The following is a 24,647-nucleotide window of genomic DNA, read 5'->3' as shown; positions in this document are numbered from 1 at the left end:
CGCGTTTCGCTCAGCGCAAACGCACCAGCGTCGACTTCAGTTCCGTGTACTTTTCGAGCGCATGCAACGACTTGTCGCGGCCATTGCCCGACTGCTTGTAGCCGCCGAACGGGAAGTTCATGTCGCCGCCTTCGTCATAGCAATTGACCCACACGGTGCCCGCACGCAGACGCCGCGACACTTCGTGCGCCGTGGTCAGGTTTGCTGTCCACACCGCGGCGGCGAGACCGTAGTCGCTGTCATTGGCGATCTGCACGGCTTCGTCGATCGTATCGAACGTAATCACCGACAGCACCGGCCCGAAGATCTCTTCACGCGCGATCTTCGCATCGGGTTTCGGCACATCGAAAACAGTCGGCTCGATATAGAAGCCGCCGCTTTCCTGCTGCACGCGCGCACCGCCATGCAATAGCTTCGCTTCGGCCCGCCCTGCTTCGATATAACCCAGCACGCGATCGAGCTGCACCTGATCGACGATTGCGCCCATCGACGTCTTCGGGTCCAGCGGATTGCCCGGCGCATAGCTGCGCGCCGCCGCGACCAGCTTGTCGAGGAACACGTCCTTGATGTCGCGATGCACGAGTAGACGCGAACCCGCCGTGCACATTTCGCCCATGTTGTAGAAGATCGCGCCCGCTGCTGTCTTAGCTGCGCGATCGAGATCGGGGCAATCGGGCAGCACGATATTCGGCGACTTGCCGCCCAGTTCCAGCCACACGCGTTTCAGGTTCGACTGCCCAGCGTATTGCATGATCAGCTTGCCGACATTCGTCGAACCCGTGAACGCGAGGCAATCCACATCGTGATGCAGCGCGAGCAGCTTGCCCGGCTCGCCGCCACCCGGCACCACATTGAACACACCTGCGGGAATGCCCGCTTCATGCGCGAGCTGCGCGACGCGAATCGCCGTCAACGGCGTTTTCTCCGACGGCTTGAGCACGACGCTATTGCCCGCCGCGAGCGCGGGCCCGAATTTCCACGATGCCATCAGGATCGGGAAATTCCACGGCACCACTGCTGCGACGACGCCGAGCGGCTCGCGCGTCACGAGGCCGACCAGATGATGATCGGCGGGCACGACTTCGCCGCCGACCTTGTCGATCGCTTCCGCAAACCATTCGACGCAATACACCGCGCCCGGTACGTCGACGCTGGTCGTGTCGCCGATCGGCTTGCCCGCATCGAGCGTTTCGAGCAACGCGAGTTCGTCGAGATGCTCGCGCATCAGCGCCGCCCATTTGAGCAGCTTCGCTTTACGCTGACGCGGATTGAGGCCGGACCATACGCCTTTATGGAATGCATGCCGCGCGGCGCGCACGGCAGCGTTCACGTCGGCCTCGCCGCAATCGGCTACTTTCACGAGTACCTTGCCGTCGATGGGACTCACGCAGTCGAACGTGCGCCCGCTTTCGGCCTGCCGATACTCGCCGTCGATAAACGCGCGCCCTTCGATTGCGAGCGTCGCTGCCTTTTCCTGCCAGTAAGCCAATGTCGTCTTGTCCATCAGGATGCCTCAATGTTAAGCGTTCTGCGCAGTGCATCCGGCATGCGCGATGCGATGCCGCGCGAAACGCGTTGACGCGAAGCGGTGTGCGAAAAAATCAGAAAGTGGGCGGCGAATTGGCCGACACGACTTCGCACACCTGCTGCGCGCTGGGATTCCGAAAACGATGCGGTAAGCGGCTTTCGAAGTAATAGCTGTCGCCGGGGTCGAGCAGCCACGTCGTACTGTCGACGGTCAATTCGAGCTGACCGCTGACCACGACGCCGCCCTCGTGCCCTGCGTGCTGCAACATTTCCGGGCCCGTATCCGCGAGCGGCTGATACACCTCGCGCATGATGCCCATATTGCGATCCTTGACACTCGCGCCCGCCAGATAGAACTCGATCTGCTCATTGCCGAGATTCGGCATCTCCGCGCGGCGCGACACCACGGTGCGATCGGCCTCGATTTCAAATGTGAAGAATTCGGCGAGACTCATCGGTATGCATTCGAGCAGCTTCTTCAGCGAGCCGACGGAAGGACTCACGCGGTTCTGCTCGATCAGCGAAATCGTGCCGTTCGTCACGCCCGCCCGTTTCGCCAGCTCCCGCTGCGAAAGACCGTGCTTTTTACGGATGTACTGCAGGCGGGTTGCCACTTCAATTGACATCGACGCACTCATGGAAACGGGTAGTACTTCACGAAAAGCGCGGCATTCGAATAGCACGCGCGTGTGTTGAATATTCTAATCACTTTAAATTGACCGCCTCTGGGGAAAACCCTGAAAGCGAAACGAAATTTTTACGCATCTACAGGCTTCAAAGTTGACTTTATTGTGCACAGATGGCTCAGGGTAAGCCCTCATCAAAGTTTCGTAAAAAGACTTTGACGGCCTTTTTGACTCGTATATCCTGAACTACAGGTCGATGTTTCCTGATTCGATTACTCGCTGCGGCAACCCGATTCATCGCAGAAGCAACGGGTAAAGAATGCGTTACAGGTAACAACCTGACGTCCCGTTTCTTTAAACGTTCGACGCGTTTTCCGAACGGGGCGTTCAATACTTTCAACGTGCCAGTCGAGTGTAATCGTGAGAGTCCGAGGCCCTTTGGTTAGGTGGGATCGTAGTCAGTTCGCGAGGTGTCTTCGCGCTGACAACGCCATCGCCGACGGCAGCAACGGCAGGCTTGCGTTTCGCCGCTTTCTGTCCGTCTTCACGATCCTGTCGCGCCGTTCCGTTCGTCGTCACAACTCTATTTCAGCGCGTGCGTTCATCGCGGTTCATACCGACGAAGTCGCATCGCTGTTGCCCTAGCGCCTTTCCACCTGTCGCTGTCAGGCCCGCTTGCGGGTCGATGCTTCGCACGCGTTATCGCGCTGCGTCTTCGGTTGCGCTCGTCCCTAAGCCGGACACGCTCCGATGCACGCCTGCGATCGCGCGCATCGGAGCGAACCGGACAGCGTATCTGTTTGCTACGCGCGGCGCGATCCGCTGACGACGCTGCCACGCAAGCACCCTTCCAGTAGCTTTGCGCTCCGCGCATGGTTGCGGAATCGTGCCGCGCGTACGCACACCATGATTTGCCGCGTTCCTGCAGTCAACGACGAATACCAGTTAGTCATGCAAATGAAACCTTTAGTCGGCATCACGGCCGACAGAACGATGATGGGTCTGCATCCGTCGCATGTGGCCGGCGAAAAGTACATCGCGGCCGTGGTCGATGGCGCGCAAGCGCTTGCGATGCTGCTGCCCGCGTTGGGCGACAGACAGGCGCCGGAAGATCTGTTCGCGCATATCGACGGTCTGCTGTTTACGGGCAGCTATTCGAATGTCGAGCCGCATCGTTATGGCGGCCATGCGAGCGCGCCCGGCACCCTGCACGACGCCGCACGCGACGCGACGACGCTGCCGCTGTTGCGCGCCGCAATCGACGCAGGCATCCCCGTGCTCGCTATTTGCCGTGGCTTTCAGGAAATGAATGTCGTATTCGGCGGAACGCTGCATCAAAGCGTTCAAACGGTGGACGGCTATGACGACCACCGCGAGAACAAGGAAGACGACCTCGACGTGCAGTACGGGCCTTCGCATGCGCTGCATCTACTGCAAGGCGGGCTGTTGCAGAAGCTCGCCGGCGGCGCAAGCGAAGTGCGCGTGAATTCACTGCATGGCCAGGGCGTCGAGCGGCTCGGCGACGGCCTCACGGCCGAAGCCCACGCGCCGGACGGATTGATCGAAGCGATCAGCGTGACGCATGCGCGCGCCTTCACGCTGGGTGTGCAATGGCACCCGGAATGGAAACACGCGAGCGACGCACTATCGACAGCGATCTTCCGTGCGTTCGGCGCGGCGTGCCGCGATCGAATGCGCATGAGGACGGGTTCAGCAGCGGCTGCAAGCGCACATATCTGATCCCCGTTCTGCGCAAAAAACAGAGAGAACGATCATGCATGACATTGACGAGTTTCTGAAGAAGCATCACATCACCGAAATCGAAGCGATCATTCCCGACATGGCAGGGATCGCGCGCGGCAAGATCATTCCGCGCAGCAAGTTCGAATCTGGCGAATCCATGCGCCTGCCGCAAGCCGTGATGATCCAGACGGTGACGGGCGAATATCCCGAAGACGGCTCGCTCACGGGCGTCACCGACCCCGACATGGTGTGCGTGCCCGATCCGTCGACGATCCGCATCATTCCGTGGGCCGTCGATCCCACCGCGCAGGTGATTCACGACTGCGTGCATTTCGACGGCACGCCCGTCGCGATCTCGCCGCGCCGCGTGCTGCGCCACGTGCTCGATCTCTACAAGGCCAAGGGCTGGAAGCCCGTCATCGCGCCGGAGCTGGAGTTCTATCTGGTCGACATGAACAAGGACCCCGACCTGCCCTTGCAACCGCCCGTCGGGCGCACGGGCCGTCCCGAAACTGGACGCCAGGCGTATTCGATCGAAGCCGTGAACGAATTCGATCCGCTCTTCGAAGATATCTACGAGTACTGCGACATTCAGGAACTCGAGGTCGACACGCTGATTCACGAAGTCGGCGCCGCGCAGATGGAAATCAACTTCCTGCACGGCGATCCGCTCAAGCTCGCGGACCAGGTATTCCTTTTCAAGCGCACGGTGCGCGAAGCGGCGCTGCGTCACCACATGTACGCGACGTTCATGGCGAAGCCGATGGAGAACGAACCCGGTTCCGCGATGCACGTGCATCAAAGCCTCGTCGATGAAGAGACGGGCCAGAACCTGTTCACGGGCAGCGACGGCAAGCCGACCGATCTTTTCAACCAGTACATCGCCGGCCTGCAGAAGTACACGCCCGCGTTGATGCCGATCTTCGCGCCGTACATCAATTCGTATCGGCGGCTGTCGCGCTTCATGGCCGCGCCGATCAACGTGCAATGGGGTTACGACAACCGCACGGTCGGCTTCCGAATTCCGTATTCGAGCCCGCAGGCGCGCCGCATCGAGAACCGCATTCCGGGCGTGGACTGCAATCCGTACCTGGCGATTGCGGGCACGCTCGCGGCCGGCTATCTCGGCATGACGCAGCGACTCACGCCGACCGAGCCGCTCACCAGCGACGGCTATGAATTGCCGTACCAGTTGCCGCGCAATCTCGAAGAAGGACTCACGTTGATGGGCGCGTGCGAGCCGCTTTCCGAAATCATGGGCGAACCGTTCATCAAGGCGTATCTCGCGCTGAAGGAAACCGAATACCAAGCGTTTTTCCGCGTGATCAGTTCGTGGGAACGCAAGCATTTGCTGCTGCACGTCTGAGTCCGGCGTCATCCGCAAAACAACTGGAGGCAACATGAGTTACAGAACAGAAGACATCGCTTACGTGCAGCCTGCGCAACCGGCCGCGAAGGCAAGTACTTCGCAACAGCAACGCAGCACGGCTGAATACCGCGCGCTCGATGCCGCGCATCATATTCACCCGTTCTCCGATATGGGCGCGCTCAATCGCGCGGGCAGCCGCGTGATCGTCAAGGCGGAAGGCGTCTATCTGTGGGACTCCGATGGCAACAAGATCATCGACGGCATGGCGGGACTGTGGTGCGTGAACGTCGGCTATGGCCGCAAAGAACTCGCGGACGCAGCGTACAATCAGTTGCAGGAACTGCCCTTCTACAACACGTTCTTCAAGACCACGCATCCGCCCGTGATCGAACTGTCGGCCTTGCTCGCCGAATTGACGCCCGCGCCGTTCAATCACTTCTTCTATTGCAATAGCGGCTCGGAAGGCAACGATACGGTGCTGCGCATCGTCCATCAGTATTGGGCGACGCAAGGACAGAAGCTGAAAAAGTTCGTCATCTCGCGCAAGAACGGCTATCACGGCTCGACGATCGCGGGCGGCACGCTGGGCGGCATGGGCTATATGCACGAGCAGATGCCTTCTCAGGTCGAGCACATCGTGCATATCGACCAGCCGTACTGGTTCGGCGAAGGCGGCGACATGACGCCGGAAGAATTCGGCCTCGAGCGCGCGCGCCAGCTCGAAACGGAAATTCTCGAGCTTGGCGCCGAGAACGTCGCGGCGTTTATCGGTGAGCCTTTCCAGGGAGCAGGCGGCGTGATCTTTCCGCCTTCTACCTACTGGCCGGAAATCCAGCGCATCTGCCGCAAGTACGACGTGCTGCTCGTCGCCGATGAAGTGATCGGCGGCTTTGGCCGCACGGGCGAATGGTTCGCGCATCAGTATTTCGGCTTCGAACCGGACCTCATCACGATGGCGAAGGGTTTGACGAGCGGCTATATCCCGATGGGCGCCGTCGGCCTGCACGACCGCATCGCCAAAGCGATCATCGAGAACGGCGACTTCAATCACGGGCTCACGTATTCCGGCCATCCCGTCGCCGCCGCTGTCGCGGTCGCGAACCTGAGGCTGTTGCGCGACGAAAAGATCGTCGAGCGCGTGAAGAACGAAACGGGCCCGTATTTCCAGCAGTCGCTGCGCGAGACGTTCGCGAATCATCCCATCGTCGGTGAAGTGGCGGGCGCGGGACTCGTTGCGGGCATCCAGCTCGCGCAGAACCCGAAGACCAGAAAGCGCTTCGAGAATGGCGGCGAGGTCGGCACGATCTGCCGCGACTTCTGCTTCAACGGCAATCTGATCATGCGCGCCACGGGCGACCGCATGCTGCTCTCGCCGCCTCTCGTCGTCACGAAGAGCGAGATCGACGAGATCGTGGCGAAGGCGAAAAAGGCCATCGACGCAACTGCACAACAGCTAGGGCTTTCGTAACGGCAGTCAGACCACCGGCGCGGGCGCCGTGACGCATCGAACGCGACACACGCTCACGCCGGACTTTTACCTTCAAGGGAAATCAACATGAGCGTTTGTCATCTTCGTCATGCGGTCGCGGGGGCCGCGCTGGTAGTCGTGACGGGCATTGCCGCACTGTCGGGCACGGCAGCGCAAGCGGCCGATACCGAACTGAACGTCTATAACTGGTCCGACTACATCGCGAAGGACACGATTCCGAACTTCGAGAAACAGACGGGCATTAAGGTCAAGTACGACAACTACGACAGCGACGACACGTTGCAGGCCAAGCTGCTCGCAGGCAGCTCGGGCTACGACATCGTCGTGCCGACGTCGAACTATATGGCCAAGCAGATTCAGGCCGGCGTCTACCAGAAGCTCGACAAATCGCAGATGCCGAATCTGAAGAATCTCGACCCGACGCTGATGAAGTTGATCTCCGACGCCGACCCGGGCAACCAGTACGGCGTGCCGTGGGCTTACGGCACGGACGGCATTGGCTACAACGTGCAGGCCGTGCAGAAAGTACTCGGCGCGAATGCACCTGTCGATAGCTGGGCGCTCGTGTTCGATCCCGCCAACATGTCGAAGCTCAAGAGCTGTGGCGTGTCGTTCCTCGATCAGGCGGTCGATGTATTCGCCGCGACGCTGCAATACATGCACAAGGACCCGAACAGCACAAGCCCCGGCGACTATCAGGCGGCGTACGAAGTGCTGAAGAAAGTCCGCCCGTACATCACGCAGTTCAATTCGTCGGGCTACATCAACGACCTCGCGAATAACGACGTTTGCGTGGTCGTCGGCTGGTCGGGCGACGTCGGCATCGCGCGGCGCCGCACGCAGGAAGCGAAGCGCTCGTATGAAGTCAAGTTCTCGAACGTGAAGGAAGGCGGCCTGCTGTGGTTCGACGTGATGGTCGTTCCGAAGGACGCACCGCATCCCGAAGCCGCGATGAAGTGGATCAACTTCATTTCGGACGCGAAGAACAATGCAGCCATTACCAACGAAGTGTTCTACCCCACCGCCAATCGCGCCGCGCGCCAGTTCGTCACCCCGGCTGTCGCGCAGGATCAGACGGTCTATCCGGCCGACGACGTGATCGCCAAGATGACGCTGATGAAACCGATGCCGACGGAAATTCTGCGGCTCGAAAACCGCCTGTGGGCGCAACTGAAAACCGGTCATTGAATTTGTGAGTCAACGCCGGTTTTCAGGGACATGAAAGGGAACTGAATGAAACGAAGAGGGATCGCTCGATCCCTCTTCGTAGAGCAGTAGCGCAGTCAGTCTGCGTCTTGCGCGCAGCCCCATGTTTCCCCGATTGCAGCACGACACCTGCGAGCGCTTCGCGCGCCTCGCCAGGGCCCGTTCGTGCCTGCGATCCGCAAAGAACGGTCACATATGAATACGATGCACACCACGCAAGCAGCGAAAGCGGCCACGCAGCCCGCGATGACGAACGCGACTTCGGCGACGAACGAGAAGACGGATCAATTCGTTCGCATCGAAAACGTCGTGAAGAAGTTCGGCGACAGCACGGCTGTCGACAACGTCAACCTGAGCATCGCGAAGAACGAACTGTTCGCGCTACTCGGCAGTTCGGGCTGCGGCAAGTCCACGCTGTTGCGCATGCTGGCGGGCCTGGAGACGGCCACGTCCGGCAAGATCTTTGTGGACGGCGAAGATCTCGCGACCTTGCCGCCCTATCGCCGTCCCGTGAACATGATGTTCCAGTCGTATGCGCTCTTTCCGCATATGACAGTCGAATCGAATGTCGCGTTCGGCCTCAAACAGGAAGGTACGCCGAAGAACGAGATCAGGGAGCGCGTCGCCGATGCGTTGAATCTCGTGCAGATGACGAAGTACGCGAAGCGCAAGCCGCATCAGCTATCGGGCGGCCAGCAGCAGCGCGTCGCGCTGGCGCGCTCGCTCGTCAAGCGCCCCAAGCTGTTGTTGCTCGACGAGCCGATGTCCGCGCTCGACAAGAAGATCCGCCAGAAGACCCAGCTCGAACTCGTGAACATCATCGAGAAAGTCGATGTCACCTGTGTGATGGTCACGCACGATCAGGAAGAAGCGATGACGATGGCGAGCCGCCTCGCCGTGATGAGCGAAGGCCGCATCGTACAGATCGGCTCGCCGACACAGGTCTACGAGTTTCCGAATAGCCGCTTTTCCGCCGAGTTCATCGGCTCCACCAATCTGTTCGAAGGCGTCGTCGTCGAAGACGAACCCGATCACATCTTTGTCGAAAGCGAAGACCTTGAGTCGCGGATGTATGTGAGCCACGGCGTAACGGGGCCGCTTGGCATGCCCGTCGGCATTTCGGTGCGCCCCGAGCGCGTGCGCGTGACGCGCGAGAAACCCGGCGCGGCGCACAACTGGGCGCGCGGCGTCGTGACGGATGTCGCGTACATGGGCAGTTATTCGCTGTACCACGTGCGCCTGCCGAGCGGCAAGACCGTCATGTCGAATCTGTCCAGCTCGCACCTGATGAGCGAAGGTGCGCCTGCCTATAACGACGACGTGTTCGTCTCCTGGTCGCCCTCGAGCGGCGTGGTGCTGACGCAATGAGAAATCCCGCCCAAACCTCTGCGGCGCAACTGGGCGCCGCCACGAATGCAAGCCCCGCGCTCGCATCGCTCAAGCAGAGCCTCACGAAACTGTTGCCTTCGGGCCGCAGCACCGTGATCGGCATTCCGTTCATCTGGCTCGCGGTGTTCTTCGCGCTGCCGTTCGTGCTGGTGCTGAAAATCAGCTTTGCCGATTTGCGCCTCGGCATTCCGCCTTATACGGAACTCGTCAGCGTCAAAGATGGCGTGGTGCATTTCGCGCTGCAATTGAGCCACTACGCGTTCCTGTTGCAGGACAGCCTGTACGTCGCAACGTATCTCAGCTCGCTGAAGATGGCCGCGGTCTCGACTATCTGCTGCCTGCTGATCGGCTATCCGATCGCGTATTACATCGCGCGCTCGGCACCCGCTACGCGCAACCTGCTGATGATGGCCGTGATGCTGCCCTTCTGGACGTCGTTCCTGATTCGCGTGTATGCGTGGATCGGCATTCTGAAAGACGACGGCCTGCTCAATCACACGCTGATCGCGCTGGGCCTGATTCACTCGCCCTTTCGCCTCTATCACACGGATATCGGCGTCTATATCGGCATGGTCTATTCGTACTTGCCGTTCATGGTGATGCCGCTCTACGCGCATCTCGTGAAGATGGATCTGACGCTGCTCGAAGCCGCCTACGACCTCGGTGCAAAACCGTGGACGGCGTTTACGCGAATCACGTTGCCGCTGTCGAAGAACGGGATTATCGCGGGGTCGCTGCTCGTGTTCATTCCCGCCGTCGGCGAGTACGTGATACCGGAACTGCTCGGCGGCGCGGACACGCTGATGATCGGCCGCGTGATGTGGGATGAGTTCTTCAACGACATGGACTGGCCGATGGCATCCGCCGTGACGGTGGCGATGGTGCTGCTGTTGCTCGTGCCGATGGCCGTATTCCAGTACTACCAGGTTAAGGAACTGGAGGGCGCGAAATGATCAAGCCGAACAAGCCTTTGTCCGCCACGGTGCTGACGCTCGGATTTCTCTTTCTCTACATACCGATCATCAGCCTCGTCGTGTTCTCGTTCAACGAGTCGAAGCTCGTCACCGTCTGGTCCGGCTTCTCGCTGAAATGGTATGGCGCGCTACTGCACGATGACGAACTGCTCACGGCCGCGTGGCTTTCGCTGAAGATCGGCTTGATGACGGCGTGCGCGTCCGTGGTGATCGGCACGTGGGCGGGTTTCGTGCTCGCGCGCTTTGGGCGCTTTCGCGGCTTCACGTTCTTCGCGGGCATGATCAACGCGCCGCTGGTGATTCCCGAAGTGATTCAGGGCATTTCGCTGCTGCTGCTCTTCGTCGCGCTGGAGCAGATGATCGGCTGGCCCAAGGGACGCGGCGTGCTGACGATGTGGATCGGCCACGTAATGCTGTGTGTTTCGTATGTCGCGATCATCGTGCAGTCGCGCATCAAGGAACTGAACAGGTCTCTCGAAGAAGCGGCACTCGATCTCGGCGCGACACCGTTCAAGGTGTTCTTCGTCATCACGCTGCCGCTGATCTCGCAGGCCTTGCTGTCCGGCTGGCTGCTGTCGTTCACGCTTTCTGTCGACGATCTCGTGCTCTCCGCGTTCCTGTCCGGCCCAGGCTCGACGACGCTACCGCTCGTCGTGTTCTCGCGCGTGCGTCTCGGCCTGAACCCGGAAATGAATGCACTCGCCACGCTCTTCATCACGGCCGTGACGATTGGCGTGATCGTCGTCAATCAATGGATGCTGATGCGCGACCGCAAGCGCACGCGCGACATGCAGATGGCGTTCGCGATAGCCGACGCCGCCGATGCTCATTCGACAACCACACGCCCTCCCGTGGCGACCAACACGCTCGATACGGCCAACGCATAAGAAGTTCTTCGCAATACGACAAACAAGGAGAAAATTGCATGAGAAAGAAACTTATCTGTCTGCTGGTAGCGGGGGCTCTGCCGGGTGCCGCTTTTGCGGACTCGACCAGCGCACAGATCAAGGCGCTTCAGCAACAACTGAACGCGCTACAAAAAGAAGTGAAGGAATTGCGTGCGCAAGTGGCCACCGCGCCTGCAGCGAAGCCTGCTGTGGGCACAGCCACTACGCCCGCATTGGCCGCCGCCCCGGCTGATATCACTTCTCCCGATTACGGCCGGGCGCCCGCGAACATCAGCAACGACGACCTGACCACGATCAAGCAGCAGATCGCGAATCAGCAGTTGAAGGTGGATTCGCTGGAAGACGCGGCGCAGACGGGGCCGATTGCAGGTCTTTCGGTGACGGGCTATATCGACCCGACGTACATCTATAACCGCGCGCAGAGTTCGTCGTCGTTCCTGTTCGCGAATCACGAGAGCGTGTACAACTACTACAACAGCACGTTCGGCGATCTGTATCTCGACATCAAGAAGACGTTCGGTGTCGGGCCGATGGCGCCGTCGGCGGAAATCACGCTGATGCCGAACCGCGGCAACGGCATCACGCTGCTGCAGAACTCGCATGGCGACATTGGCAACAACATCCTGAACACGGCCGTCGTCACTGTGCCGCTGACGGGGTCGACGACGTTCGTCGCTGGTTTGATTCCGAGCTTTGGCGGTTATGAAGTGCAGCAATCGAACCAGATGCTTACGCTCACGCACAACCTGCTGTATGACTTCTCCGATCCAGGCAGCTATGTCGGCGTCGGTGCGAACTATACGGCGGGCAACTGGGCGTGGAAGTTCTTTGTTGGCAATGAACAGTACCGCACGTATGGTGCCGTCACGCAGACGGGCACGAATGCGTTGGGCGATCCGATCACGACGAGCAACAAGATTCCGACGTTTACTGCGCGTGCTGACTATACGTGGTCCAGTGCGCTGGATATTGGTGGCTCGTTCAATATTGGGCGTCAGACGCTGCCGAGTGCCGTCGATCCGGCGACAGGCAATGTCACTTATGGCGTGGGTGGGCAGGCGCCTAGCTCGGGCGGGACGTTCTTCTTTGGCGAAGTCGACGCGACTTATACGTTGGCGGATGTGCAGTACAACGCCGAACTCGATTATGGTCAGCAGCAGAATGCGGCGTTTAACGGCGGCCAGGCGCAGTGGTATGGTCTGTCACTGCTCGCGCATCGGAAGTTCAATATGCCTGTGGTGGGTCGCATGGGTGCGACTTTGCGGTATGACTTGCTCGTTAATAGCAAGAATGGTGGTGGCGGTGGTGGGATTGCTTTGAATTCCAATGGTATGGATGTGAATAACGGGTTCGGTATCGGTGCTGATTGTCTAGCTAACTCGAAGGCCAATGGTGGCCTTGGGTTTGAGTGCAAGGGGGCTAACCGTCAGGATGTCGCGCTGGATCTGTTGTTCTTCCCGACGCAGCAGATTACCGTCAAGGTGGAATATCGCCACGACTGGGCGAATCAGAACGTGTTCTTGCGGAATGATGGGTCTTATAGCAAGTCGAATGATTTGCTGGCTACGCAGTTTATTTACTCTTTCTGAGGGTGATTTTATGTCTGCGACGCTTCTTGATTGGTGTGCCTGGGGCGTCGCTGGCATCCGCGTTACGGTGTTTGCTCTTTCGCTGGCATCCGCGTTTTGCCTTCGTGCTTCAAGCGTCGCCCCTGTGCGGGGCGGCACCTACTTTTCTTTGCCGCCGCAAAGAAAAGTAGGCAAAAGAAAGCGGCTCACACCGCCAGTTCTTGTATTTGCCTGAGGGACCCCAACCGGTCTTACGCTTCACACGGCAACATCTCTATTGGCGCGCGTTGCCAACGCTTCGAATAAACGCCTCACCCGCTTCGAACTCCCATACGCGGGCTAGTGGCAGCGAATGGTTTATGCCGCCCAGGTGGCAAACTGTGTGTAGGTTGTCGCGGCGTATAGCTTGGCGCTCTTGCATGGAGGTATGCGCGCGCTATCGGGTCCGAAGTGAAGCGTGTGTGTCGCTACGGCCTACACACAGTTTGCCACCTGGGCGGCTGTGGAATATCTGGCACGGCATGTGGCGACGCGGGTACATGAAGTGGGTGAGGCGTACAGAAATAGCGCTGGCAACGAGCATGCGTCACGTGATTGCCGTGTGAAGTGAGGGACCGGTTGGGGGCCCTCAGGCAAATACAAGAGCTGGCGGTGTGAGCCGCTTTCTTTTGCCTACTTTTCTTTGCGGCGGCAAAGAAAAGTAGGTGCCGCCCCGCACAGGGGCGACGCCTGAAGCACGAAGGCATAACGCGGATGCCAGCAAAAAGGCAAAAGCACCAAACACCAAATACCAAACACCACCGACACCTCGCCCATGCCAGAAAACCTCAACTCCCAACCTCACACAGCATCGTGGTACGCAGCAACCACCAACGACCGCACGCAACATCCACCGCTGGATGAAACCATAACCGTCGACGTCTGCGTAATAGGCGCCGGCCTGACCGGCATCTCAACCGCATTGAATCTCGCCGAACGCGGCCACACAGTAGCGGTGCTAGAAGCATCAAAAGTCGGCTGGGCGGCGAGCGGCCGCAATGGTGGCCAACTGATCGGCGGTTTCGCCTGCGAAATAGACACGTTCGGCAAGTACATGCCCGAGAGCGACGTCCAACGCATCTGGAAAATGGGCTTAGAAACGCTGGACATAGTGAAAGACCGCGTAGCGAAGCACAGCATAGACTGCGATCTAACGATGGGTTACCTCACAGCCGCCAACAAACCAAAACACGCAGACGCACTACGCACCTGGCGCGATGACGCAAAAAAACGCTTCAACCACGACCGATATCGGTATATCGAACGCGCGCACATGGACCACTACGTGCAATCGTCCCGCTATCTCGGCGGCCTGTTCGACCCGGACAGCGGCCACCTGCATCCCCTCAACTACACATTAGGCCTCGCCCGCGCAGCCGTCGAAAGTGGCGTCCGCATCTACGAAAACAGTTGCGTCACAACACTACGCAAAGAAAACAGCACACATCTGATCGAAACAGCACAAGGAACGGTGCGCGCCAACTACGTAGTGCTAGCCTGCAACACATGGCTCGGAACGCTAGCGCCACAAGTATCCCGAAAGATCATGCCCGTCGGCACCTACGTAATCGCGACGGAACCGCTCGACCCCGCCCGCGCCGCCGCGCTGATGCCCGCGCGCGCCGCCGTCTGCGATAGCCGCTTCGTGCTCGACTATTTCCGCCCTGCTCCCGACAACCGTCTGCTCTGGGGTGGCAAGGTCAGCTACTCGACTTTTGCGCCGCGCAATCTCGCCGAATCCATGCGCCGCGACATGCTAAAAACCTTCCCGCAACTCGCCGATGTCAAAGTGGACTACGCATGGGGCGGCTTCGTCGACATCACGATGAACCGCGCACCGCATTTCGGCCGCCTCGCGCCGACCGTCTACTTCGCGCAAGGCTTCTCGGGACACGGCGTCAATACGACCGGCCTCGCGGGCAAGCTGATCGCGGAAGCCATCCATGGCCAGGCGTCGCGATTCGATCTGTTCGGTAAAATCCGCCATCGGGACTTTCCCGGCGGCGCACTGCTCCGCACGCCCGCGCTTGTGCTTGCAATGGCCTGGTATCGAATGAAGGACTGGCTCTGATGACAGAAACACTCGACCGCCGCGCGGATGCGCTGATCGGCAACTCGTACTACGAAGCCACAGTGTCGCGCCCGCTCGCGGACGATCCGATGTTGGAAGGCTCGCTCGACGCCGACGTCTGCGTCATCGGCGCGGGCTTCTCCGGATTGTCGGTGGCGCTCGAATGCCGCGCGCGCGGGCTTTCCGTCGTCGTTCTCGATGCGCATCGCCCCGGCTGGGGTGCGTCGGGACGCAACGGCGGTCAGATGCTCGCCGGCTTTGCGAAAGACGAGATCATCGAAAAACAACTTGGCCTCGAAGGCGCGCGCGCTGCGTGGGCCTTGTCGGTCGATGCCGTCAAGCTGGTGCACGAAAGGATCGGGCGCTATGGAATCGAATGCGATTTCACGCCGGGCTTTATGACGGTCGCGACCAAAGCGAAACGCGTCCCCGATCTGCGTGCATGGATGGATGCGGCGACAAACCGCTGGGGTTATCCGCATCTGTCGTGGGTCGCTGCTAGCGACATGCGCGGACGCATCGCGTCCGAACGTTATCTGGCAGGCGTCTACGATGCGTTGTCCGGCCATCTGCATCCGCTCAAGTATTGCCTCGGTCTCGCCGATGCGGCGCGCCGCGAAGGCGCGCAACTCTTCGCGCATTCGCCCGTGCTCGAAGTCGTGCGCGGCGCGCGGCCCGTGGTGCGTACCGCGACGGGCGAAGTGCGCTGCCGCTTCGTTGCCGCGTGCGGCAACGCGACGCTCGGCAATGTGTTGCCCGCTGCAATCGCCGCGCGCATCGCGCCCATCGCGTCGTATATCGTCGCGACGGAATCGCTCGGCAACGCGCGCGCCGATGCACTGATCAGGAACCGGACCGCGATCTGTGACAACAACTTTTTCCTCGACTACTTTCGCGTGTCGGCGGATCATCGCGTGCTGTTCGGCGGACGCGCGAGTTCGACGGGCGCATCCCCTGCGCAACTGACAGAGGATATCCGCAAGCGCATGCTCGCCGTGTTTCCCCAACTCGCGGATACGAAGATCGAATTTGCGTGGGGCGGCTTCGTCGATATTACCCGCAATCGCGCGCCCGATTTCGGCGCGATCGATCCGAACTACTTCTATGTGCAAGGCTTTTCGGGTCATGGCGTGGCGCTGACGGGCATTGCGGGGCGCATCATTGCAAAGGCGATCTCAGGCGACACGGCCGCGCTCGATCTGTTCTCGCGCATCAGGCACGCGCGCTTTCCCGGCGGCCCGGCGCTGCGCGGGCCGGCGCTGGAACTAGGAATGCTTTATCACCGGATTCGCGAGCTGTTCTGAATCGCATTGCAACACGGCTTGCACATGACAGACCGGGTTAAGTAAAGGCAGAATGTGCACCTCACCCTCGATGCGCCACACCCGCATTGAAGGCTTACCGTAACCCACAACCCGTTACGACGAGGCGTCGATGACTGCCGTACTCACTTCTGAAATCGCATCGAAATTCGCGGGCCTCGCGCTGGCTCACCTCACGCGCGAGTATCCGAACAAGCTCACGCATTCGCTCGCCGGGCCGCAGGACGTGCAAGGCCCGCGCGAGCTGCACCCCATCTTCTATGGCAGCTACGACTGGCACTCGAGCGTGCATGGCTACTGGTTGCTGTTGCATCTGATCGAACGCTTTCCGGAGTTGCCGGAAGCGCCGCGCATCGTCGCCGTCGTCGACGAGCACTTCACCGCGCAGAACGTCGCAGGTGAACGCGCGTATCTCGACCTGCCGCATAACCGCGGCTTCGAGCGCCCGTATGGTTGGGGGTGGCTGCTCGCGCTGTCGGGTCAGGTCGCATCGTTAAAGCTGCCGCAAGCCGACCGCTGGGCACAGACCATCGAGCCGCTGACGGCGGCTTTCGTCGAACGCTTCGAAGAGTTTCTGCCGAAGGCGACGTATCCGCTGCGGGTCGGCACGCATTTCAACACCGCGTTCGCGCTGGCGCTTACGCTCGACTTCGCGCATCGCACGCAGCGCGATTCGCTCGCGCGCCTCGTCGTCGATACGGCGAAGCGCTGGTACCTGAACGACGCCGGATGCCAGGCGTGGGAACCGTCGGGCGACGAGTTCCTGTCGCCCTCGCTGATGGAAGCGGAGTTGATGCGCCGCGTGCTGCCGCCTGCCGAATTCGCCGGATGGTTCGAGCGCTTCCTGCCCGATCTCGCGCAGCGTCAACCCGCGACGCTGTTCGTCCCCGCCACCGTCACGGATCGCAGCGACGGCAAGATCGCGCATCTCGACGGGCTGAACCTGAGCCGCGCGTGGTGCCAGCGGTCGCTGGCGCGCGCGCTGTCGAATGACGATCCGCGCCGCGCCGTGCTCTTCGAAGCCGCCGACGTTCATCTGGAAACCGCGTTGCAACATGTAGCGGGCGACTATATGGGCGAGCACTGGCTCGCCACGTTCGCTACGCTCGCGCTCGAAGCATAGAGAAAGTAGCGATCGCAACCAGTTCGCGGCGCAATTGAAAATGGCCAGTGTCTGTGAAGACACTGGCCATTCCGTTTTTCAGGTAGCAAAAGACGCGCGTTGCCGATCAGTGCGAGATCTCTTCGAGCGCAACGCCGCGCGTGCGCGGCCCCATCACGCCGATCACCAGCATCACGATCGCCATTGCGCCCGCGATGAACACGAACACGCCCGTCGACCCGAAGTAATTGAGTACCGACGCAATAAAGAACGCTGTGAAAATCGCCGAGAAGCGGCTCCATGAATAGACGAAGCCCACTGCACGCGCGCGGATGCTGGTCGGAAACAGCTCTGCCTGATAGGCGTGATAGCTGTACGACATGATATTGCTGCCCAGCGTCAGCCCGACGCCGAGACAGATCAGCAGCGCGGCCGCCGTGGTCTGACTGAACCACAGTCCGCACACGATGATGAGCGCCGCCATCGCGACGATCACGCTCTTGCGCTCGTACTTGTCCGCGATGAAAAGCCCGATGATGGGACCGACTGGCGCCGCGAGCGCGATCACGCTCGAATAGGCAAGGCTCGTCGTCACGGTAATGCCCTGCTTGATCAGCAGCGTCGGCACCCAGTTCGCGAAGCCATAAAAGCCGACTGTCTGGAAGATGTTGAAGATGCTCAGCATCAGCGTGCGGCTACGATAAGGCGGCACCCACATGTCGCTGAAACGTCCGCTCGGCGGCACGGGAACGGGCGGCGCAGCCGGCGGCAGCGGCTTGCCGTACTCGGCCTCGACCTTCGCTTCGAGCGCGCGCATCACGCGGTCCGCTTCATCGACGCGCCCTTGCTGCGCGAGCCAGCGCGGACTTTCGGGCAGATTGCGCCGGATCCACCAGACGAACAGCGCGCCGTGCGCGCCGATCAGCACGACCCAGCGCCAGCCGTCGAGCCCGAGCGGCGCGCGCGGCACCAGCAGCCACGCAAGAAACGCGACGACAGGCACAGCCATGAAGCCCACCGCCTGTTCGCACGCGAATGCGCGGCCGCGAATGTGCTTCGGGACCAGCTCCGAAATGTACGTGCCGATCGTCACCAGTTCGACGCCGATTCCAAGGCCCGCCATGAAGCGCCAGAAGTTGAGCCCTGTGGCCGTCTCCTGAAACGCCATGATGACGTTGGCGACCGTGTACCACAGCAGCGAATAGGTGAAGATCGCGCGGCGGCCGAAGCGGTCCGCGAGAAAGCCACATGCGATCGTGCCGATGAACAGCCCGAGAAACAGCGTCGCGATGAAACTCGCGATGCCCGTCGTACCGAACAGGCCTTGCGTGGTCGACGTGAGAATGCCGCTCTTGACGATGCCGGGCGCGACGTAACCCGTATAGAGCAGATCGTAAAGCTCGAAGAAGAAGCCAAGGCTCAGCATCACGACGAGCTTCCATACCGAGCGCGTCGCGGGCAAGCGGTCGAGCCGCGCGCTGATGGTGCCGGCGTCGATGGCGGAATGCGACGATGCGGTCGTACTCGTCTGCGTGGTCCCAGGCTGCGGGATGCCCGCCTGGTCTTGCGTTGTCATTGTTCTGTCTCCTGTGTCGAAGGCCTGCCGCGACTTCGAATGCAGGCCAGGCTCGCATTGTAGCCGCGCATCGGCTGGCAGGCGTCAGTTGCCTTCCTGCAGCATCACCACGCCGGCATCGGCCCGCTGCAACAGACGCCGGTTGCGTACCGAGAGATTGATTAGGCGCAGGCGCTTGCCGAGCTTTGCGTAGCGCGCGTGCAGCGCTTCCAGTGCCGCAATCGCCGAATGATCCGCACAATGCAGATGGCGGCAATCGAGCGTCACGTTGGCCGGGTCGTTATGCGGCTCGAACAGCGCATGAAAATGCGCGGTCGATGCGAAGAACAGCGTGCCGCGCGGCGCGTGGGTCGTTTCGCCCGATGCGTCGTCGAGCGTTTCGCTGCGAATCTCGCTCGCGTGCTGCCACGCGAAGTTCAGCGCCGAAACGACGATGCCGCACAGCACGGCCGTCGCGAGATCGGTGAACACAGTGATGATCGTGACCGCGATGATCACGAGCGCGTCGCTGCGCGGCACCTTCTTCAGCACGCGTAATGAGCCCCACGAAAACGTCTGCTGCGCGACGACGAACATCACGCCCACCAGCGCCGCGAGCGGAATGCGCTCGATCAGCGGCGACAGGAACAGGATGAAGAGCAGGATCATCACGCCGCTCGTCACGCCCGACACCCGCGAGCGCCCGCCTGAGCCGAGGTTGATGACGGTCTGGCCGATCATCGCGCAGCCGCCCATCGCGCCGAACAGGCCCGACACGATATTCGCGGCGCCGAGCGCAATGCACTCGCGATTCGGTTGTCCGCGAGATTCCGTGAGTTCGTCGGTGAGATTGAGCGTGAGCAGCGTTTCGAGCAAGCCGACCATCGACATCAACGCGGCATACGGAAAGATGATGCGCAGCGTGTCGAGATCGAGCGGTACGCCTGGCATGCTGAATTCGGGCAGGCCGCCTGCAATGTGCGCCATGTCGCCGAGCGTGCGCGTCGGCAAATGCAGCAACTGGCTCAGCACGCCCACGCCGACAATCGCCGCAAGCGCGGGCGGCACAGCTTTCGTCAGACGCGGCAAGCCGTACACGATCGCCATCGTCAACGCGACGAGTCCGCCCATCAGCCACAGCGCGTGACCGTGCAGCCATACGCTGCCTTGCGGCGACGCCTGTTTGAAGTGCTCGAACTGCGCCATCGCGATGATGATCGCGAGTCCGTTGACGAAGCCGAGCATCACGGGATGCGGCACCATCCGGATCAGCTTGCCGAGCCGCAACGCGCCGAAGAGCATCATCAGCAGGCCGCCCAGCACGACGGTCGCGAACAGATACTGCGGACCATGCTGCACGACGAGCGCGACGATCACCACGGCCATCGACCCTGCCGCGCCCGAGATCATGCCCGGCCGGCCGCCGAACAGCGCCGTGATCGTGCAGATGAAGAACGCGCCATACAGGCCCATCAGCGGATTGAGATGCGCGACGAGCGCGAACGCGATGCATTCGGGCACGAGCGCAAACGATGAAGTCAGGCCGGCGAGCACATCGCCGCGAAGCGAGGAAAAGCGGGAGGCGGTAAAACTGCGGTCTTGCATCTTGTTGTATGAACGAATCGGGCGTGCCGTCGGGGAACACTCACTCGCGCGAGCACAGGTGAACGGATTGCGATGCACCCTGGTTGTGCATGACGGACATGGCGTGCACGGACGCCGCGTCGTCGACCGGTTCGCAAGCCGGATGGCGTGCGGCTGGGCACAAGGGTGGACGGGATGGAAAGATGACAGGCTCGTGGCGGCAAGCCCGAGCCGGATCGCCTGATGTGCGCGGCTCTCGCGCAGCGCACGCGATTTTACAGGGTCAGCGGCTCACGCGCAGTGGCGTGCGGTGAAGGCAGCCGCTTCTTTAGCGGTATTCGAAATCGTCTGCGGTAATCAACACGTGCGTCGCGCCCTTCGCGAGCGCCTTGCGCTCGGCGACAGCGGCGATACGGCGCAGGCCGTTGCCGAACGCCTTCGTGAGGTGCGATTCGTCCGCCCCGCGTTCCAGCCAGAAATGCTGCTCGAGCGCGTCGCGCGTAATCGCGCACCCTATCGCACGCTTTTGCACGACGATATCGAAAGTCACGGCTTGGCCGTTAGTCGAAAGCGCAAAGTTGCTTAAGGACTGTTCCATGTTCAGCCTCTCGTGAGCTGCGATCTACCAGTGTTTCGTGTTGCTTTCATGAACCCAGCACCCATATTCCCGCACTCAAACTATCTCATCCCGTTCGGCATCGATCAGTTCGGGCGAACCCTCGACGCATCCCAATGCAAACGTTTGTACGGCCGGTACGCGTGGTCCGTACAACACCCAACGATGAAAAAACGTCCGAGATGTTCGCATTTTGAAGGCCATCGTGCAGTTGACCCTCGACGTCAGACAGCTGCTTTCGCACGCAGTTTCGTGCGCACTCGCACGACGCGCATCGCAGCGTTTCCGTCTGACGAAAACTTTGCGCACGAACGAATCGGCGTAACGCGTGCCCGCTCCGTCAAGCATACATCGCAATCGTTTGCGCCATATGTCACGTTGCATCTAACGAAGAAATCCATGTGATCGAAGAACCTCGTATGATCGAGGCTCTCAAAAGAACTCATACGAATAGTCGATGAAGCATTCGCGCTGGACGGGACTCATCTATCTGCTGGTTACGGCAACGGGATGGGCGCTCAACTGGCCCGCCATGAAAGTACTGCTGCGCGAATGGCCACCGCTATTTTCACGCGGTGTTGCCGGCGTGACGGCGTCCGTCCTGCTCGGCGTGGTCGCCGTGTGCGTGGGAGAGCGGCCACGCGTGCCGCGCGAGTACGTGCCGCGCCTGCTGCTCGCGGCGTGCACGAACGTCTTCGCGTGGATGGGCTTTTCCACGCTCTCGATGAAATGGCTGAGCGTCAGCGAAGGCGCGCTGCTGGTCTACACCATGCCGATCTGGGCAATGCTGCTCGCGTGGCCGGTCCTGTCGCGCAGGCCGTCCACCGTCGAGTTTCTCGCGCTGCTGCTCGGTCTCGCTGGCGTCGTGGTGCTGCTCGGCGGGCGCGGTGTGGCGTTCGACGCGGGCAAGATCGCGGGCATCGCCTTCGCGCTGCTGGCGGCCGTGCTGTTCGCGCTCGGCACTGTGATCGCGCGCACGCCGATTCCCGTCCCGCCCATCAGCCTCGTCGCGTGGCAGGTCGGACTCGGCTGCGCACCGATGATCGTCGCGGGGCTACTGATCGAGCACCCGGAACTCGCGTCGCTGCACGCGGACGGCTGGGCCGTGCTGATCTATATGACGCTCGTGCCGATGGGCGTGTGCTATCTCGCGTGGTTCGCAACCTTGCGTCATCTGCCGCCGCAGATCGCGTCGATCGGCATGCTGCTGGTGCCGATCATGGGCATCGTTGCGGCAGCGCTCGTGCTCGGCGAGCCGCTTGGCTGGAAAGAAGCCGCGGCGATGGCGCTCACGTTGAGCGGCGTCGCGCTGGCGCTGCGGCGCAAAGCGCCGCAGACAGAGCCCGAGTGATGACTGACACTATGGCTTTTCGAGGATGTCCTTGAGCCGATCGACGGCTTCGTCGGACTCGGCCTGGATCTTCGCGCGCAGCAGCACTGCGTTCAGCAACGCGAACCAGAGCGTCGGCGAACGGTACGTGAAGGTGCGCTCGAACTCCGTGCCGTCCTCGCTGTGCGTGTCGGGCGTCAGCGCGTAGCTGACTGTGCCGGCTGGGCGCCCTTCTATCGTGCCGTCGATCGTCCATTTCTCGGGGCGTTTGCGTTCGACAACCGTCCACACGACCTCGCCGCGCCGCCCGGCGACGCGAAATTCTTCTGTGGTCTGCTCGCCCATACCCAGCGAATGATCGGTCGCACCCGTCACGGACAGCGACGACGGATGCCACGCGGGCCAATGCGCGGGCGTCGTCACGTAGTCGAAAACAGTAGTGCTTTCCCGCGCGATCGGCATGACGGTGACGATGCGCGTCGACAGATCGAGTGCGCGCGGCAGCGGAATGAACAGCACGCCGATCGCGGCCGCCACGCAGGCCACCATGACGATTGCTCGCAGTAGCGCTTTCATCGCTGTTCGTGCCGTGTCGGCACGCTTCCGAATGATGAGGGTTCTTTTCCTTCTTACTGGTACTGTATGTTAGCGGCGTGGCCGCGCCAATGAGGATCGACGCGCGCCTCCACGCGATGTCGCAACGTCAAACGGAAGACCACCGATGCAAGCCCATCCTCTCCGCCTTCAACCCGGCCAGGATCTTCGCGACGCGCTGGAAGACACGGTGCGCCAGCTCGGCGCGACGGCCGCGTTCGTGGTTCAGGGCATCGGCAGCCTGAGCGTCGCGCGGTTGCGATTCGCCGGCATCGACCAGCCGAGCGAACTGCGCGCCGACCTGGAAATCCTGACGCTCGCCGGTTCGGTTGCGCCAGACGGCGCGCATCTGCACATGTCGGTCTCCGACGCCGATGGCCACGTGTTAGGCGGACATGTGGCGCGCGGCTGCATCGTGCGAACGACCGTTGAAATTTTGCTCGCGTTGCTGCCCGATCATGCGTTCTCGCGCGAAGCCGATCCGCGGACGGGTTTCATGGAGCTGTTCATCCGTGACTGGCCGCGTGGCGAGTAGCGCCGCGCGCGAAACGCGAATCCGCCAGCGCCCCTGGAACGTTCTTCGCTTGTCTGTTCGATTGGTCACCGTCCCCGCAGTGTAGGAGCGTGCGCCGCAATGCCTTACACTTGTCGGGTCGGAAACACATGGTCACTAATCAGTTGTTCAAGGAGGGAAACGTCCGTGGCAAATGAAAAAATGTTGGCGCAGATTTCTGATAAGGCGGGCTTCATCGCCGCGCTCGACCAGAGCGGCGGCTCCACGCCTGGCGCATTGCGGCAGTACGGCATCGAAGAGAACGCCTACAACGGCGATGCCGAAATGTTCAAGCTGATCCACGAAATGCGCGTGCGCATCATCACCGCCCCTGCATTCTCGGGCGACAAGGTCATCGCGGCGATTCTCTTCGAAGCCACGATGGACGGGCAGGCGCAAGGCAAACCCGTGCCTTCGTTTCTCTGGGAAGACCGCGGCGTCGTGCCGTTCCTCAAGGTCGACAAGGGACTCGAGGCGGAAAGCGACGGCGTGCGTCTGATGAAGCCGATCCCCGGACTCGACGCATTGCTCGCGCGCGCGGGCAAGCTCGGCATCTTCGGCACCAAGATGCGCTCGGTCATCGAGCAGAATTCGCCTGCGGGCATTGCTGCCGTCGTCAAGCAGCAGTTCGAGTACGGCGCGCAAATCGACGCGGGCGGCCTCATGCCGATCCTCGAACCCGAAGTGTCGATCAAGACACCCGACAAGGCAGGCGCCGAGAAGACGCTGCGCGACGAGATCATCAAAGGCCTCGACGCACTGCCCGCCGACAAGCAGGTCATGCTCAAGCTGACTATTCCCGACGTCGCCGATTTCTACAAGCCGCTGATCGATCATCCGCGGGTGGCGCGCGTCGTGGCGCTATCGGGCGGTTATACGCGTACTGAAGCGTGCAAACTGCTTGAAAAGAATCACGGCATGATCGCGAGCTTTTCGCGGGCACTCATCAATGACCTGAAAAAGCAGCTGAGCGATAGCGAATTCAACGCGAAGCTTTCTGAAGCCATCGACGAGATTTACGACGCTTCCGCCGTCAAGGTCTGAGCGGTATTTGCGATGAAGCCGCGCATATATGTCTATGC

At 61.2% G+C, this 24,647-nt stretch carries 21 protein-coding genes; 15 read left to right on the top strand and 6 right to left on the bottom strand.

What is annotated here, in order from left to right; all coding sequences use genetic code 11:
* Positions 1 to 10 precede the first annotated feature (10 nt).
* Both C2L64_RS22410 and C2L64_RS22405 read right to left on the bottom strand, forming a co-directional pair.
* A complete protein-coding gene (locus C2L64_RS22410) occupies positions 11 to 1,504 on the bottom strand; it encodes an aldehyde dehydrogenase (protein ID WP_009769705.1) in 1,494 nt (497 codons plus the stop codon).
* Between the two features lie 97 nt (positions 1,505 to 1,601).
* On the bottom strand, positions 1,602 to 2,153 hold the full coding sequence (locus C2L64_RS22405; RefSeq protein WP_007743050.1) for a cupin domain-containing protein: 552 nt from the start codon (positions 2,151 to 2,153) through the stop codon (positions 1,602 to 1,604).
* Positions 2,154 to 2,591: 438 nt separating this feature from the next.
* On the opposite strand from C2L64_RS22405, the gene C2L64_RS54965 reads away from it, so the two are divergent.
* From C2L64_RS54965 to C2L64_RS22345, 12 genes are all read left to right on the top strand, one after another.
* Entirely contained in the window at positions 2,592 to 2,798 is a 207-nt protein-coding gene (locus C2L64_RS54965) for a hypothetical protein (protein WP_039901929.1), read from the top strand.
* 306 nt (positions 2,799 to 3,104) lie between these two features.
* Positions 3,105 to 3,893: a gamma-glutamyl-gamma-aminobutyrate hydrolase family protein gene (locus tag C2L64_RS22395; protein WP_176133820.1), complete on the top strand. Its 789-nt coding sequence runs from the start codon at positions 3,105 to 3,107 to the stop codon at positions 3,891 to 3,893.
* A gap of 34 nt (positions 3,894 to 3,927) precedes the next feature.
* Positions 3,928 to 5,262 carry a glutamine synthetase family protein gene (locus C2L64_RS22390; protein ID WP_009769707.1) on the top strand — a complete coding sequence of 445 codons (1,335 nt, stop codon included), beginning with the start codon at positions 3,928 to 3,930 and terminating at the stop codon, positions 5,260 to 5,262.
* Positions 5,263 to 5,296: 34 nt separating this feature from the next.
* Complete coding sequence (locus C2L64_RS22385; protein ID WP_009769708.1) at positions 5,297 to 6,733, top strand: aspartate aminotransferase family protein; 1,437 nt, start codon at positions 5,297 to 5,299, stop codon at positions 6,731 to 6,733.
* Positions 6,734 to 6,820: 87 nt separating this feature from the next.
* Entirely contained in the window at positions 6,821 to 7,942 is a 1,122-nt protein-coding gene (locus C2L64_RS22380; protein ID WP_007743037.1) for a polyamine ABC transporter substrate-binding protein, read from the top strand.
* Between the two features lie 213 nt (positions 7,943 to 8,155).
* Entirely contained in the window at positions 8,156 to 9,328 is a 1,173-nt protein-coding gene (locus C2L64_RS22375; protein ID WP_039901930.1) for an ABC transporter ATP-binding protein, read from the top strand.
* A complete protein-coding gene (locus tag C2L64_RS22370) occupies positions 9,325 to 10,302 on the top strand; it encodes an ABC transporter permease subunit (protein WP_009769710.1) in 978 nt (325 codons plus the stop codon). The genes C2L64_RS22375 and C2L64_RS22370 overlap by 4 nt, the downstream gene beginning before the upstream one ends.
* Positions 10,299 to 11,210: an ABC transporter permease subunit gene (locus C2L64_RS22365; RefSeq protein WP_007743033.1), complete on the top strand. Its 912-nt coding sequence runs from the start codon at positions 10,299 to 10,301 to the stop codon at positions 11,208 to 11,210. The genes C2L64_RS22370 and C2L64_RS22365 overlap by 4 nt, the downstream gene beginning before the upstream one ends.
* A 38-nt stretch (positions 11,211 to 11,248) precedes the next feature.
* Positions 11,249 to 12,820, top strand: coding sequence for a DUF3138 family protein (locus tag C2L64_RS22360; protein ID WP_009769711.1), 1,572 nt, complete (start codon positions 11,249 to 11,251; stop codon positions 12,818 to 12,820).
* Between the two features lie 793 nt (positions 12,821 to 13,613).
* Positions 13,614 to 14,909 carry an NAD(P)/FAD-dependent oxidoreductase gene (locus C2L64_RS22355; protein ID WP_039901931.1) on the top strand — a complete coding sequence of 432 codons (1,296 nt, stop codon included), beginning with the start codon at positions 13,614 to 13,616 and terminating at the stop codon, positions 14,907 to 14,909.
* The gene (locus C2L64_RS22350; protein WP_009769713.1) at positions 14,909 to 16,213 is read left to right on the top strand and encodes an NAD(P)/FAD-dependent oxidoreductase; all 1,305 of its coding nucleotides are present in this window, start codon (positions 14,909 to 14,911) and stop codon (positions 16,211 to 16,213) included. Before C2L64_RS22355 ends, C2L64_RS22350 begins: the two co-directional genes overlap by 1 nt.
* Positions 16,214 to 16,343: 130 nt before the next feature.
* Complete coding sequence (locus C2L64_RS22345; protein ID WP_009769714.1) at positions 16,344 to 17,354, top strand: DUF2891 domain-containing protein; 1,011 nt, start codon at positions 16,344 to 16,346, stop codon at positions 17,352 to 17,354.
* A gap of 106 nt (positions 17,355 to 17,460) precedes the next feature.
* Here C2L64_RS22345 and C2L64_RS22340 read toward each other — a convergent pair whose 3' ends face one another.
* The 3 genes from C2L64_RS22340 to C2L64_RS22330 form a co-directional block, all read right to left on the bottom strand.
* Positions 17,461 to 18,909 (bottom strand): MFS transporter, encoded by a 1,449-nt coding sequence (locus tag C2L64_RS22340; protein WP_009769715.1) that lies wholly within the window; start codon positions 18,907 to 18,909, stop codon positions 17,461 to 17,463.
* 84 nt (positions 18,910 to 18,993) lie between these two features.
* On the bottom strand, positions 18,994 to 20,493 hold the full coding sequence (locus tag C2L64_RS22335; RefSeq protein ID WP_009769716.1) for a SulP family inorganic anion transporter: 1,500 nt from the start codon (positions 20,491 to 20,493) through the stop codon (positions 18,994 to 18,996).
* Between the two features lie 307 nt (positions 20,494 to 20,800).
* A complete protein-coding gene (locus C2L64_RS22330) occupies positions 20,801 to 21,070 on the bottom strand; it encodes a DUF1488 family protein (protein ID WP_007745560.1) in 270 nt (89 codons plus the stop codon).
* Between the two features lie 475 nt (positions 21,071 to 21,545).
* Between C2L64_RS22330 and C2L64_RS22325 the strand changes: the two genes are divergently transcribed.
* Positions 21,546 to 22,439, top strand: a complete 894-nt coding sequence (locus tag C2L64_RS22325; RefSeq protein WP_009769717.1) for a DMT family transporter — start codon at positions 21,546 to 21,548, stop codon at positions 22,437 to 22,439.
* A 9-nt stretch (positions 22,440 to 22,448) separates the two neighbouring features.
* On the opposite strand, the gene C2L64_RS22320 is transcribed toward C2L64_RS22325, so the two are convergent.
* Entirely contained in the window at positions 22,449 to 22,994 is a 546-nt protein-coding gene (locus C2L64_RS22320; protein ID WP_009769718.1) for an SRPBCC family protein, read from the bottom strand.
* A 145-nt stretch (positions 22,995 to 23,139) separates the two neighbouring features.
* Between C2L64_RS22320 and C2L64_RS22315 the strand changes: the two genes are divergently transcribed.
* Positions 23,140 to 23,547 carry a PPC domain-containing DNA-binding protein gene (locus tag C2L64_RS22315; RefSeq protein ID WP_009769719.1) on the top strand — a complete coding sequence of 136 codons (408 nt, stop codon included), beginning with the start codon at positions 23,140 to 23,142 and terminating at the stop codon, positions 23,545 to 23,547.
* Between the two features lie 165 nt (positions 23,548 to 23,712).
* Positions 23,713 to 24,609: a fructose bisphosphate aldolase gene (locus C2L64_RS22310; protein WP_009769720.1), complete on the top strand. Its 897-nt coding sequence runs from the start codon at positions 23,713 to 23,715 to the stop codon at positions 24,607 to 24,609.
* Positions 24,610 to 24,647 lie beyond the last annotated feature (38 nt).

Source organism: Paraburkholderia hospita (assembly GCF_002902965.1).
Taxonomy (GTDB): Bacteria; Pseudomonadota; Gammaproteobacteria; order Burkholderiales; family Burkholderiaceae; genus Paraburkholderia; species Paraburkholderia hospita.
This window is presented reverse-complemented; position numbering and strand designations above follow the sequence as displayed.

Excerpts from the sequence above, each read along its gene's own strand:
- C2L64_RS22345 (WP_009769714.1), top strand. The coding sequence starts at position 16,344 with ATGACTGCCGTACTCACTTCTGAAATCGCATCGAAATTCGCGGGCCTC.
- C2L64_RS22350 (WP_009769713.1), top strand. The coding sequence starts at position 14,909 with ATGACAGAAACACTCGACCGCCGCGCGGATGCGCTGATCGGCAACTCG.
- C2L64_RS22410 (WP_009769705.1), bottom strand. The coding sequence starts at position 1,504 with ATGGACAAGACGACATTGGCTTACTGGCAGGAAAAGGCAGCGACGCTC.
- C2L64_RS22375 (WP_039901930.1), top strand. The coding sequence starts at position 8,156 with ATGAATACGATGCACACCACGCAAGCAGCGAAAGCGGCCACGCAGCCC.
- C2L64_RS22380 (WP_007743037.1), top strand. The coding sequence starts at position 6,821 with ATGAGCGTTTGTCATCTTCGTCATGCGGTCGCGGGGGCCGCGCTGGTA.
- C2L64_RS22340 (WP_009769715.1), bottom strand. The coding sequence starts at position 18,909 with ATGACAACGCAAGACCAGGCGGGCATCCCGCAGCCTGGGACCACGCAG.
- C2L64_RS22360 (WP_009769711.1), top strand. The coding sequence starts at position 11,249 with ATGAGAAAGAAACTTATCTGTCTGCTGGTAGCGGGGGCTCTGCCGGGT.
- C2L64_RS22335 (WP_009769716.1), bottom strand. The coding sequence starts at position 20,493 with ATGCAAGACCGCAGTTTTACCGCCTCCCGCTTTTCCTCGCTTCGCGGC.
- C2L64_RS22355 (WP_039901931.1), top strand. The coding sequence starts at position 13,614 with ATGCCAGAAAACCTCAACTCCCAACCTCACACAGCATCGTGGTACGCA.
- C2L64_RS22390 (WP_009769707.1), top strand. The coding sequence starts at position 3,928 with ATGCATGACATTGACGAGTTTCTGAAGAAGCATCACATCACCGAAATC.
- C2L64_RS22365 (WP_007743033.1), top strand. The coding sequence starts at position 10,299 with ATGATCAAGCCGAACAAGCCTTTGTCCGCCACGGTGCTGACGCTCGGA.
- C2L64_RS22405 (WP_007743050.1), bottom strand. The coding sequence starts at position 2,153 with ATGTCAATTGAAGTGGCAACCCGCCTGCAGTACATCCGTAAAAAGCAC.
- C2L64_RS22370 (WP_009769710.1), top strand. The coding sequence starts at position 9,325 with ATGAGAAATCCCGCCCAAACCTCTGCGGCGCAACTGGGCGCCGCCACG.
- C2L64_RS22315 (WP_009769719.1), top strand. The coding sequence starts at position 23,140 with ATGCAAGCCCATCCTCTCCGCCTTCAACCCGGCCAGGATCTTCGCGAC.
- C2L64_RS22330 (WP_007745560.1), bottom strand. The coding sequence starts at position 21,070 with ATGGAACAGTCCTTAAGCAACTTTGCGCTTTCGACTAACGGCCAAGCC.
- C2L64_RS22395 (WP_176133820.1), top strand. The coding sequence starts at position 3,105 with ATGCAAATGAAACCTTTAGTCGGCATCACGGCCGACAGAACGATGATG.
- C2L64_RS22320 (WP_009769718.1), bottom strand. The coding sequence starts at position 22,994 with ATGAAAGCGCTACTGCGAGCAATCGTCATGGTGGCCTGCGTGGCGGCC.
- C2L64_RS22385 (WP_009769708.1), top strand. The coding sequence starts at position 5,297 with ATGAGTTACAGAACAGAAGACATCGCTTACGTGCAGCCTGCGCAACCG.
- C2L64_RS22325 (WP_009769717.1), top strand. The coding sequence starts at position 21,546 with ATGAAGCATTCGCGCTGGACGGGACTCATCTATCTGCTGGTTACGGCA.